Below are 11,604 nucleotides of genomic sequence, written 5' to 3'. Positions count from 1 at the left end.
AATTTAGCCATAGGGGGTCAGACCTACGGCTAACCCTTAGGGGTATTATATAAAAACCTTACTTAAACTTCTAAAACAAAATATGATAAATCTTTTATTTGGAAATGCAAAGCTTTATATAGCCTTAGCTTTAATGGCAATCTTAACAGGATATTTTTATCTAAGACTTGATAGCACAAAGGCAAAATTAGAAAAAAGTCAAAATGATTTAGCCTTAGCTTTAGAGATTAATAAAAACAACGAAGCAAGGCTAAAAGAACTTACGCAAATTCATAAAGCAGAATTAAAAGCAATCAATGAAGCAAACAATCAAAAAAACGAAGTTAAAGAAAGGATAGAATATGTTAAAGAATACATTTATAAAAGCAATGAAAATAATATTACCAAGCTTTTTAATGATGTCGTTGATAGGTTGTGGAACGACAACAACTCAAGTGATAACAAAAATAGAAATTCAAAAAGTTAGAATTCCGCAAGAATTACTAACACTAAGTCCGCTTGAAAAACCAATAGCAAAAAATGAACTTGATATTTTAAATGCTTATTCTATGCTTTTTTATAAATATAAACAGTGCGAAATTCAGATAAGCAAAATTAAGGAGTTGAATAATGAGTGATGTAAATGTTGATTATAGCAAAAGACTTGAAGCATTTAAAGAAATTTATCCGCAAATTTTAGAAATGAGTTTAGCAGAAAAATCTCCATTTGGAGAATTTAAAAAGCTTTTGGAGCAATTTGGAAACGATAATGTTATAAGAAATGACCAGCAATTCCAAAGCTTAGCACAAGCGTTGGTAAGTGTTGGACAAACCATAGTAGCTCAAAGTCAAAATACAGCTTTATCCATGATTTTACAAGGAGATGAAAACGAGCTTAACGCTGAAAAAGCTTTACTTTTAAGAGCTCAAACAGAAACAGAAAAAGCAAAACCTGCATTAATAGCTAGACAAACTTCACAGATAGATGATAATTTAAGAATAGAGGCTGCAAAAGTTACTCAGAGCGTTCAATTTGGATATTGTACTGGTGGACTTGATATACCTGAAGAGATTATGAAACTTGTTAAAGAAAAAATAGAAAATATAGAAAAGTCCTAATAATGCTTATAGATGAAAAAAGGCTTATGAGAAATTATACTCTTAAGCCTGCATATCCATCAAACATAGGAGAATTAGATACACAAGAAGTATATAAACAATGGTTTACCTATGCTATGATAGGGGTAAATAAATATGTTGAGCTTTTACATAAACAACTTGTAAGAAAAGGTAGAAGCCAAATTCAAAATATAAACCATCCGCTATTTAAAAATTCGTATATAGTGAAAAAATATAACATTAAAAGTTCTAGCACTGCACCTTACAATAAGGAAAACTATAATGATTTAGGACTTAACCAATTTTTCGTAGGGCAAGATCCATACAAACCTTATCAGGGAGATCCTAGTAGTGAAAATGGAATATATCATGATATTTGCGAAATAAGAACTAATTATAATTTAGGAAGTATGCAGTATTATTATGGTTTTCCAAATAATTTAGCTCTTTTATTTGAAAAAGAAAAAGCTTGGAAATATAATGGAAAAGGATTTTTTTATATTGATGAAAAAATAAATTTCAAAGATATATTAAATAAGGCATTGGAAAATATAAATTATGAAATACTTACAAATGATATAGAAGTAGTTATTTTTTCTCAAACCATCCAAAAAAATAACGAATGGATATATCCTAGTATTGATGATATTAAAATACCAGAAATTAAAGTAGAAAATGTTGAATTTAAACCAACTTTTGGAAAACCTTATAAAAAATTATGCATTGATGTTGAAAAATTTTATAATGATTTTAAAGAATTAAATAAAAATATATTTAGAATCGAAAAAGTAGAAATAACCTATAATGTATATGAGAAAGCACAAAAAACTAGAGAGAGTGATCCGAGTAAAATATATTATACTTTAACAAGCAAAAAGATATCTTTTTTTGAAGTATTTAACTCAATAAAAGAAAATTATAAATGTAAATATGCAACTCCTTTATGTTTTTATAATGGGTTTAATTTAGTTTGTTATGAAGAGCCTTATGTTGCTTATTCTTACCTCAATAATCAAAGCTTTGGAAAAAAAGATACAAGTGTTACGCCAAGCGTATATCCGCTATATAGAAAAAGTTCAAATTTGCCTTATGGACGTAGAGATAGATGGTTTGCATTATGGGATAGTTTTTATTATCTTTATGTATACGAAAAATCAAGCAAAGGAATTTTAAGCTTTTTGGCACCTATTGTTACTATTATTTTGGCTGTAGCTACTTGGTGGATTGGCGGACAAGGTGCATGGCTAGGAACATTGATAGGAGTGAGTGAGAATGTAGCTGCGGGTATCACACTAGGAATTAGCTTAGGTTTAGCCGTGGGTTCACTTACTGGAAATAAATTATTTTCAATTCTTAATGCTGTTTGGGGTTTGGTTAATTTTTTAGGTGCTTGGGGTGCTAATAATTGGAATTTAGCTGCAGATTTTACAAAAAATACAGCACAAGCAGCACAAGAAATGTCAACTTTTGAATCAACTTTAAATATTATTGGAAATTTACTAAGTGGAGCTAGTAAGATTTTTGATGTTGTTCAAAGCATTACAGCAGATACTCCTGATATGATAAATGAGCAAAGCGATGATTCTGATAATGAAGGTGGAAATGGAAGTGAAGCTGAAGAATTAGCAAAAGATGCAATTAATCCAACTTTATGGTATAATTTTGAAACTGCAGATATATTAAATGAAAAAATAGAAAAGAAAGAAAAACCTATTTTTATATTTTAATTTTTGTAGCCATTTTGTAGCCAAATTAAATTTGAAATATTTAAAATTTATATTTTATGGTATTTTATAGTTATTGTTAGGTGTTCGCCGTGGACACCATTTTATGAGGTGTTATTATGATAAAAATTGCTTTTTTTATAACTTTTGTAATTTCTTTTTTGACAGCACAAAGCCCAGTAAATTTTAAAGAAGATAATAATATAACAAAAGAACAAAATATATTTAAAGAACAACCTCCAAAACGCATTAAAATTCCAACGCATTAAAATATATGTCAGATTTGATTACGCTAGCACAATTATCACAAGGGTATCGTTATAATAGTGATTCTTTAATTTTAGCTGATTTTATTTTAAAACAAGGAATTAAAGGCGCTGTTTTTGATGTAGGTGCAGGCTGTGGTATCATAGGTATTTTACTTAAAAAAAATATTGCAAATTTAAGTTTATCTTTGATTGATATTCAAAAAGAAAATATAAAATTGATTGAAAAAAATTTAAAATCCAACCAAATACAAGGCGATATTTTTCATGATGATTTCAATCAATTTCAAAGCATAAAAAAATTTGACTTCATAGTTTGCAATCCTCCATTTTATAGACAAGGAGCTTACAAGAGTGAAGATCAGCATAAAGTTATAAGTAAATTTCAGGAATTTTTACCCTTGCATAGCTTTTTAACTAAAGCAAATTCTATGCTTAAGCCAAATGGTACTTTGTATTTTTGCTATGAAGCTTTAGCTTTAGATGAAATTTGTTTTATTTTAAAAGATATGAAAATAAAAATAACAAAGCTTTGCTTTGTACATACACATCAAAACAAAAAAGCAAGACTTGTTTTGATACAGGTAAAAAAAGGTTCAAAATCGCCTTGTGAGATTTTACCTCCTTTTTTTGTATATGAAAATGAAATTTTAAGCAAACAAATGCAAGAAATTCACTCAAGATTTAGGTTAAAAAGTTATGATATTTGATAAAAATTTTTCTTATGCTTTTGATGAAAATGCTTGTGAGAAATGCGGTGGAAAGTGTTGCACTGGAGAAAGTGGCAATATTTTTGCGAGCAAGGAAGAATTAGAAGCATTAAGAAAGCATTTAAATTTAGAAAGCAAAGAATTTGCTGAAAAATACTTGAGAAAAGTGGGCTTTAAAATGAGTTTTAAGGAAGTCGAATTTGAAGATGGCTTTGCTTGCATTTTTTTTGATACTCAAAAAAGAAATTGCAGTATCTACGATTTTCGTCCAAAACAATGCAGAACTTTTCCATTTTGGGAATATTTTAAAACACATCAAAAGGAATTAGAAAAAGAATGTATAGGTATTTGTTATTTGTCTTAGTAGCCTTTTTTTTGGCAGCTTGTGGAAGTTCAAAAATCAATGTTGTTTATCCTGATTATACAAAATATAAAAGCAATGATTTTGATTTAAGGGTTATGAAGGCTTATAATTATGAGTATTATAAACAATACAAAGAAGCCAGAGATGAATTTTTAAGTCTTTATCAAGATTATAATAATGCTAATTTTTTAGAAAATGCATTTTTACTTACTTTGGCAAACAATCTTGACAAGCAAGCAGAGTTAAATAATCTAGCAAAGCCTTATTTAAATCAAAATGACAATCTTAAGCGACTTAGTGCTCTTTATGCTTTAAATTCAAATGATATCAATAATGCTCAAAAACTTATGAAAGAGCTTTTAACAAAAAAGGATAGTGATCCTAGAAATTTAGAGCTTTACGGAGATATTTTGGTTAAAAAAAATGATTTAAAAAATGCCACAAAGTACTATAGATCTGCTTATAATCAAGTGCAAAACGAAGAAATTTTATTTAAACTCATAGGAATTTATGCGATTTTAAATGATACTTTAAATATTAAAAATGTTTTAGAATTTTCAAGAAAAACCAATGGTTGCACTCTCAAAACTTGCGTCTTGCTTGCTAAAATTTATTTTGATGAAAAAAATATCGAAGCTTTAAAAAGTATATATAAAGAGCTTTATCAACTTACCAAAAATAAAAGTTTTGCATTGGCTTTGGTTGAGCTTTTAAATTCTCAAGGCAAAACAGAAGAAGCTTTAAAAATTTCTTTGAAGTATGATTTAGATGATGATATTAAACTTGCTTTGTATCAGAATTTAAAACGCTTTGATGATGCTAAAAAAATGAGTTTAGCTCTTTATCATAAAACAAAAAATAAAGAATATCTTCTACGAGCGGCAGTTTTTGAATTTGAAGCTGCAAATGAAGCTAAAAAAATCACTCCAAAAGTAATTGATTCTGTAAAAGAAAAATTCGAACAGGCTATCGATAAAGATAGCAATGCTTTGTATTTAAACTACTATGGATATTTGCTTATAGATTATGATTTAGATGTTAAAAAAGGTATAGAGCTTGTGAAACTTGCCTTAGAAAAAGATCCACAGAATTTGTATTATTTAGATTCTTTAGCTTGGGGGTATTATAAACTAGGCAATTGTAAGCAAGCATGGGAAATTTTAAAACAAACATTAGATGATAAAGAATTTGCAAATTCTGATGAGAGTAAAGCTCATATAAAAGCGATAAAGGCGTGTGTAAAACCATGATATTGGATAAAATTTTTGAAAAAACAAAAGAAGATTTAAAAGAACGCAAACTAAAACTTCCTTATGATATGTTAGGGCGTTCTTTAGCTTCAAATCCTTTCTTTCCAAAAGATGTGATTAAAGCTTTAAAAAGAGTAGAAAAAGAAGTTAAAATCATAGCAGAAGTAAAAAAAGCAAGTCCTAGCAAGGGAGTCATTAGAGAAGACTTTGATCCTTTGAGTATCGCTTTAAATTATGAGAAGAACAAAGCTGCGGCGATTTCTGTTTTGACTGAGCCACATTTTTTTAAAGGTTCTTTAGAATACTTAAGTCTTATACGCCGTTATACACAAATTCCTTTACTTAGAAAAGATTTTATCTTTGATGAGTATCAAATTTTAGAAGCTTTGGTTTATGGGGCAGATTTTGTATTGTTAATCACTAAAATGCTAAGCATGAAAGAGCTTAAAAAACTGCTTGAGTTTGCAAGACATTTAGGTCTTGAGGCTTTGGTTGAAATTCATGATAAAGAGGATTTGAGTAAGGCTATTTTTGCTGGAGCGGATATTATCGGTATCAATCATCGTAATTTAGAGGATTTTACTATGGATATGAGTTTGTGCGAAAAACTTATCCCACAAATCCCAAATTCAAAAATCATCATCGCAGAAAGTGGTTTAGAAAATAAAGAATTTTTAGAGCATTTACAAAATTTAGGCGTTGATGCTTTTTTAATCGGCGAATATTTTATGCGTGAGGAAGATGAAGGAAAGGCTTTAAAAGCTTTGCTTTAAGGAGGGAAAATGCAATATTTGTATGCACCATGGCGGAGTGAGTATTTTGAAAAAGAAAAAACTGTTTGTCCATTTTGTGATTGTACTAATAAGATCAAAAGTGATAAAGAATTAGGTGTGATTTTTAGAGCAAAGCATTGTTTTGGAGTGATGAACCGCTATCCTTATTCTGCGGGGCATTTTATGGTGATTCCTTATGTACATGAAGAGCATATAGAAAATTTAAGCGATGAAATTTGGCAAGAAATGAGCCATTTTGTGCGTTTGGGAGTGAAAATTTTAAAAGAGCAAATTCATGCAAATGGGGTCAATATCGGTATGAATTTAAGCAAAGATGCAGGAGCTGGCATAGCTTTTCATTGTCATTATCATCTAGTGCCACGCTGGACAGGAGATACAAATTTTATCACAACCATAGGAGAAACTAGGGTTTGTGGCACTAATATCGAGCAAGTTTATCAAAAACTTGTTTTGGCTTTTAAAAATGCTCAGTGAAGTTGAATTTACAGAATTTCAAAAAGAAAATTTCTCTCTTTTAATCGATGCAAGAAGCCCTAGAGAATTTTTGCATTCTCATTTGATAGGAGCTTTAAATTTTTATGCACTCAATGATGAAGAATATCAAGAAATAGGAACGATTTATAAGAAAAATCAAGCTTTAGCCAAGGCTAGGGGTGCGAGTTATATTTGTCAAAATACCGCTAAACATATATTAGAAATCACTCAAAATTTTCGCATAGGAGAAAAGGTAGGGATTTATTGTTCTCGTGGGGGTTTGCGTTCAAAGTCTATCGCAGTGATTTTAAGTGAGCTTGGTTTTAGAGTGGTGCGTTTAAAAGGTGGCTTTAAAGCTTATAGAACTTTTGTAACGCGTTATTTTGAAAATGAAATAAATTTTGATTTTTTTGCTCTTTGCGGCAATACAGGCTGTGGAAAAACAGAGCTTTTAGAACAACTCCCACAAGCTATAAATTTAGAAAAAATGGCAAATCATTTAGGCTCATCTTTTGGTGATATTTTAGGAAAACAACCTACGCAAAAAGCTTTTGAAGCAGAACTTTTTCACAATATGCAAAATTTAGAAAATTTTGCTTTCATAGAAAGTGAAAGTCGCAAAATAGGGGATATCATCTTACCTTTGAAATTTTATGAAAAAATGCAAAAGGCTTTTAAAATTTATTGTTTTTGTTCTTTGGAAAATCGCGTTAAAAGAATACAAAAAATTTATCAAGAAAAAATGACTCCTTTAAAATTTCAACAATGTGTGCAAAAAATCAGCCCTTATATCAGCTTAAATTTACGCCAAGAATTGCTTCAAAGTTATGAGAAAAAAGAATGGCAAAAGCTTATTGTTATGCTTTTGGAGTATTATGATAAAACTTATAAAAAACCAGACAAGATTGATTTTGAGTTAAATACCGATGATATTTTAAAAGCTCAAGAAGAGCTTTTAGATCATTTTAAAGCGCAATTACTTTTTTAATATTAGATAATTTTATTAAATAATCAAATTTTTTCTTCATCATCTTACAATAATCCTTTTTTATCTTTGTTGTTTTTTAGCTTGGCCCAAATTTGTATTTTAATGCTAGTAAATTTGAATCATAGAGAAGTAAAATATTTTTTAAATCCCTATTTATAGTAATTTAAAATAAAAAAATAAACTTTTATAAAAAAATATATAAAATATTTCTTAAATTTATATTTTTTAAATCATTTTAAATATAATTATCTTGTAATTATATTTTGTAAGAAAGGGTAGGTAAGCGAATGCGGTAAATTCAAGTTTTATTGTATTGTGTACTCTGCTAGTTTTGCTTATGACTCCAGCTTTAGCAATGTTTTATTTGGGTATGGTAAGAAGTAAAAATACATTCAATACCATAATGAATTGCTTTATTGTTTTTGGTGTCATTGCTTTACAATGGGTAGTGCTTGAGTGGCTCATCCATAAAAACTGACTATTTTAGGTGGACTTAGTGGGCTTGTAGTTGCGGTTATGTAGATTTTATGCTTCTCTTGTTATAGGAGCTTTGTCTTTCTGTATTTTGTTGTTTTAGTTTGAGTTTTATTAAATACAAACTCAAATAGGATTGATTCTTTAGATGCTTTTTCTTTACACGGAATCGGAGGTGTTTGAGAGGAATTGCTACAGGGCTTTTTGCAAGTGCTAAAGTAAATCCTAATGTGATTGCCTAAAATGCGCTTGGCGAGATTTTTTATCAGTGGAAGTTTAGAGCTTTTAAAAGAGCAAATTCTTGCTATTATGATTTGTATGTTTTTTCAGCTCTCATAAGCTTTATTATTCTTAAGATTATTTCTTATTTTGTAGACTTAAGAGCGAAAGAAGAAGTAGAACAAAAAGGCTTAGATGTGAGTTTGCGCGGAGAAAAAGCTTATACTTTGGCTTAGTCAGCTAAATTTTTACCAAAAAGTCCTTGTTAATCTTTAAAAAAATGATAGACAAGGGTCTCAAATTCATTCTTGGTTAAGATCAGATAAATATTTTAAAATAAATTCCATAAATTCATCACTATCATTAGGACAACTTATTAAATCATAATCACATTTTGCTAAATGTTTATACTCCATACCTAGTTCAAAAATCGTTTCAGAACAATCTATACAAAAAGAAATAGGATAAATTAAAGCTTTATCGTTTAAATTTGCCAAAATATCGCTTGTATTTGGTTCAAGCCATTTTACAGGGCCTAGTTTGGACTGATAAGCTAAAATAAATTCATCAAAATGATCTTTTAATTTTTCTTTTAAAATTTCTACATGATTATTTACATGCTTTTCGTATAAATCACCCTTATCAATAATACTTTGTGGTAAAGAATGCGCTGAAAAAATCAAAATTTTGGCATCAAATTTATTTTTTTTAGCCAAAATGTGCGAAATTATCATCTCATTATAAAGTTCATTTTTGTAAAAAATATCTATAGTTTTTACTTTTGCTTGAATTTTTTGCTTTGAAATTTCATTTTGCAGAACTTCTAAAGATGAAGTTACTGTGGTGCAAGAATGGTGTGGATAAAGTGGAAAAAGAATGATTTCATCACTTTCATTTAAAGTGTATTTTTGCAAAATTTCTGTGGCAAAAGGAGGCACATAAAGATTTACAAAATCAAATTTAAATTCATCTTGTTTTAAATTAAGCTTGTCACACAGGCTTTGAGTAAGTTCGTTTAAAGGGGATTTTCCGCCCATTTTTTTATAGTTTTCTTGCATGGCTTTAACGCGAGCCTTTGTTATGATCCATGCTACAAATTTTCTTAAAAATCGATTTTTGATTCCTAAAATATAAGGATCATTAAACATATTTTTTAAAAAAACTTCACAATCTTGTAAATTCGTAGCTCCGCCCATATTTAAAAATAAAACTAATTTCACGCAAACCTTTCTAAAATTTCTTGAACTTTGTAAGCATCGCTCGTGCTGGCTAGATGATTGGGTTGATTATCGATAAGTTTTAACAAAGCTTCGTGTTCTGAAAAAAGTGGACTTTGTTGAGTAAGTTCTATAAAATTTCCATCTTTTAATAAAGAAAAATCATTTAAATTGGCTTCATAAAAATGATTTTTAGTAATAAGATGAATTTTTCTTAGTTTTTGTGTGCTATTCCAACTTTGATGTATGCTAGCAATACATTTTTCAAGCCCACATAGAATAATGCTTTCACTTTCTCTTGTTTGATCTTGAGTGTATTTTTTAAGCAAATTGGTTTTTGTTATTTCTTGCTTGCTTAAAAAACAAAGCAAATCAAGATCATGTACAGCCAAATCTTGCAAAATCCCTACATCGCTGATTCTTTGCGGGTAGGGTGAAAATCTTTGTATGTTAATGCTGATAATTTCTTCATTTTCAAGCTCTTTTTTTAGGGCTAAAACTGCAGGATTAAATCTTTCGCAAAAACCTACGCCTACTTTTATGCTGTATTCTTTAGCTAAATTTGAAATTTCGTCTATTTCTTTTAAATTTAGAGCTAAAGGCTTTTCGATTAAAACGCATTTGCATTGTTTAAAAACTTTTTTTGCTATTGCTAAATGTGAATTTGTAGGTGTTGCTATGATGATAATATCATTATTTTGATTTAAAAATTTATTCAAATCATCATAAAAAATATCATCAAAAATATTTAGATTTGGATTTTTGCAAAGATCAAAAAGTGCATTAAGCTTAAAATGAGAATTTTTGCTAAGTTCATTTAAGTGGTTTTGCCCCATTTTTCCAAGGCCTATGATACCTATTTTCATGGAGTTAATCTTTAAAAATATAAATAACTTGTTCTTGTTCTTCTTCGCTTAAAAAAGGTGAAAAAGGCAAAGATAAGATGTGTTTGCTTGCATATTCTGAATTTTTAAGTTCTAAATTTGAAAACTTACTAAAGCAAGGTTGTTTATGCAAAGGGGTTGGATAGTGTATAGCATAAGGTATATTAGCTTTTTCAAATTTTTGCAATACGCTAGCTCTATCTTCAACTAAAACGCTGTATTGTGCATAAGCGCTAAAAGCATTTGGATCAATTTGCGGAATTTGGCAGTTTTTTAAATTTGCATTATAAGTTTGTGCTAATTTTTGTCTTTTGTCTAATTCTTTTTCTAGGTATTTTAACTTAACATTTAAAATCGCCGCTTGTAAAGTATCAAGGCGTCCATTTATACCTATAAATTCATGTTTATAACGCTGAGTTTGTCCGTGATTGAGTAAAATTCTTATTTTTTTAGCAACTTCATCATCATGGCAAAAAATAGCCCCACCATCGCCATAAGCTCCCAAAGGTTTTGAGGGAAAAAAGCTTGTGCATGAAATTTTAGCTATAGAGCAGGATTTTTCTCCTTTGAAACTTGCGCCAAAACTTTGTGCACCATCTTCGATCAAAGTGATATTTTTATCTTTTAAAATTTCTTCTAAAGCCCTTAAATCACTCATTTGTCCAAACATACTCACTGCTATAACAGCTTTAGTTTTTGGGGTTATTGCTTTTTGCACTGCTTCAAAATCAAGATTGTAATTTGATAGATTTATATCTACAAAAACAGGTTTTGCACCTGTTAAGGCCACAACTTCAGCTGTTGCTATGAAAGTAAAACTAGGCACTATAACTTCATCATCTTTGCCAATATCTAAAGCTCTTAAGGCAAGATATAAAGCACTGGTTCCACTTGAGCAACCTATAGCGTGTTTAACACCTAAAAAATGAGATAAATTTTGCTCAAATTCGTTAAGCTTTACACCGCCTATGAAAGAAGAGCTTGATAAAACGCTTTCAATTTCAGTATTGATTTCATCTTTGTATGCGAGATATTGGGCTTGAAGATTGATAAAATTCATAAAAAACCTTAGAGAAATAAAATTAAATAAAAATGTTTATTGTATTTTAGTTTTACTTAATTTAAAGTAATTTTGGTATGAT

The 11,604-nt window shown here is 29.2% G+C and carries 14 protein-coding genes and 1 pseudogene; 12 read left to right on the top strand and 3 right to left on the bottom strand.

What is annotated here, in order from left to right:
- The first annotated feature begins 82 nt into the window (after positions 1-82).
- The 12 genes and pseudogenes from AJ884_RS00405 (at position 83) to AJ884_RS00350 (ending at position 8,597) form a co-directional block, all read left to right on the top strand.
- Complete coding sequence (locus tag AJ884_RS00405) at positions 83-466, top strand: hypothetical protein (protein WP_070286333.1); 384 nt, start codon at positions 83-85, stop codon at positions 464-466.
- Positions 399-617 (top strand): hypothetical protein, encoded by a 219-nt coding sequence (locus AJ884_RS00400; protein WP_070286332.1) that lies wholly within the window; start codon positions 399-401, stop codon positions 615-617. Before AJ884_RS00405 ends, AJ884_RS00400 begins: the two co-directional genes overlap by 68 nt.
- A complete protein-coding gene (locus AJ884_RS00395) occupies positions 610-1,098 on the top strand; it encodes a hypothetical protein (protein ID WP_070286331.1) in 489 nt (162 codons plus the stop codon). The genes AJ884_RS00400 and AJ884_RS00395 overlap by 8 nt, the downstream gene beginning before the upstream one ends.
- 2 nt (positions 1,099-1,100) lie before the next feature.
- Positions 1,101-2,825, top strand: coding sequence for a hypothetical protein (locus AJ884_RS00390; protein WP_002875457.1), 1,725 nt, complete (start codon positions 1,101-1,103; stop codon positions 2,823-2,825).
- 116 nt (positions 2,826-2,941) lie between these two features.
- Positions 2,942-3,091: a hypothetical protein gene (locus tag AJ884_RS00385; RefSeq protein ID WP_002857548.1), complete on the top strand. Its 150-nt coding sequence runs from the start codon at positions 2,942-2,944 to the stop codon at positions 3,089-3,091.
- A gap of 5 nt (positions 3,092-3,096) precedes the next feature.
- Positions 3,097-3,798 carry a tRNA1(Val) (adenine(37)-N6)-methyltransferase gene (locus AJ884_RS00380; RefSeq protein ID WP_070233407.1) on the top strand — a complete coding sequence of 234 codons (702 nt, stop codon included), beginning with the start codon at positions 3,097-3,099 and terminating at the stop codon, positions 3,796-3,798.
- Positions 3,788-4,162 carry a YkgJ family cysteine cluster protein gene (locus AJ884_RS00375; protein WP_002933038.1) on the top strand — a complete coding sequence of 125 codons (375 nt, stop codon included), beginning with the start codon at positions 3,788-3,790 and terminating at the stop codon, positions 4,160-4,162. Before AJ884_RS00380 ends, AJ884_RS00375 begins: the two co-directional genes overlap by 11 nt.
- Positions 4,135-5,412, top strand: a complete 1,278-nt coding sequence (locus AJ884_RS00370; protein ID WP_002861227.1) for a tetratricopeptide repeat protein — start codon at positions 4,135-4,137, stop codon at positions 5,410-5,412. Before AJ884_RS00375 ends, AJ884_RS00370 begins: the two co-directional genes overlap by 28 nt.
- The gene (gene trpC, locus AJ884_RS00365; protein ID WP_044778775.1) at positions 5,409-6,185 is read left to right on the top strand and encodes an indole-3-glycerol phosphate synthase TrpC; all 777 of its coding nucleotides are present in this window, start codon (positions 5,409-5,411) and stop codon (positions 6,183-6,185) included. The genes AJ884_RS00370 and trpC overlap by 4 nt, the downstream gene beginning before the upstream one ends.
- Positions 6,186-6,194: 9 nt before the next feature.
- The gene (locus tag AJ884_RS00360; RefSeq protein ID WP_044778774.1) at positions 6,195-6,680 is read left to right on the top strand and encodes an HIT family protein; all 486 of its coding nucleotides are present in this window, start codon (positions 6,195-6,197) and stop codon (positions 6,678-6,680) included.
- A complete protein-coding gene (gene mnmH / locus AJ884_RS00355) occupies positions 6,670-7,668 on the top strand; it encodes a tRNA 2-selenouridine(34) synthase MnmH (protein ID WP_002861230.1) in 999 nt (332 codons plus the stop codon). The genes AJ884_RS00360 and mnmH overlap by 11 nt, the downstream gene beginning before the upstream one ends.
- Before the next feature lie 337 nt (positions 7,669-8,005).
- Positions 8,006-8,597 (top strand): annotated as a pseudogene (locus AJ884_RS00350) (hypothetical protein).
- A gap of 66 nt (positions 8,598-8,663) precedes the next feature.
- Here the strand turns inward: AJ884_RS00350 and hemH are convergent.
- Genes hemH through AJ884_RS00335 form a run of 3 tightly spaced genes read right to left on the bottom strand, consistent with a single transcriptional unit; the run spans position 8,664 to position 11,522 of the window.
- Positions 8,664-9,581, bottom strand: a complete 918-nt coding sequence (gene hemH / locus AJ884_RS00345) for a ferrochelatase (RefSeq protein WP_002881223.1) — start codon at positions 9,579-9,581, stop codon at positions 8,664-8,666.
- Entirely contained in the window at positions 9,578-10,444 is an 867-nt protein-coding gene (locus AJ884_RS00340; protein ID WP_070233408.1) for a Gfo/Idh/MocA family protein, read from the bottom strand. Before AJ884_RS00340 ends, hemH begins: the two co-directional genes overlap by 4 nt.
- A 4-nt stretch (positions 10,445-10,448) precedes the next feature.
- On the bottom strand, positions 10,449-11,522 hold the full coding sequence (locus tag AJ884_RS00335; protein WP_070233409.1) for a DegT/DnrJ/EryC1/StrS family aminotransferase: 1,074 nt from the start codon (positions 11,520-11,522) through the stop codon (positions 10,449-10,451).
- Positions 11,523-11,604 lie beyond the last annotated feature (82 nt).

This window comes from Campylobacter sp. BCW_6463 (assembly GCF_001762785.1).
GTDB classification, from domain to species: domain Bacteria; phylum Campylobacterota; class Campylobacteria; order Campylobacterales; family Campylobacteraceae; genus Campylobacter_D; species Campylobacter_D jejuni.
This window is presented reverse-complemented; position numbering and strand designations above follow the sequence as displayed.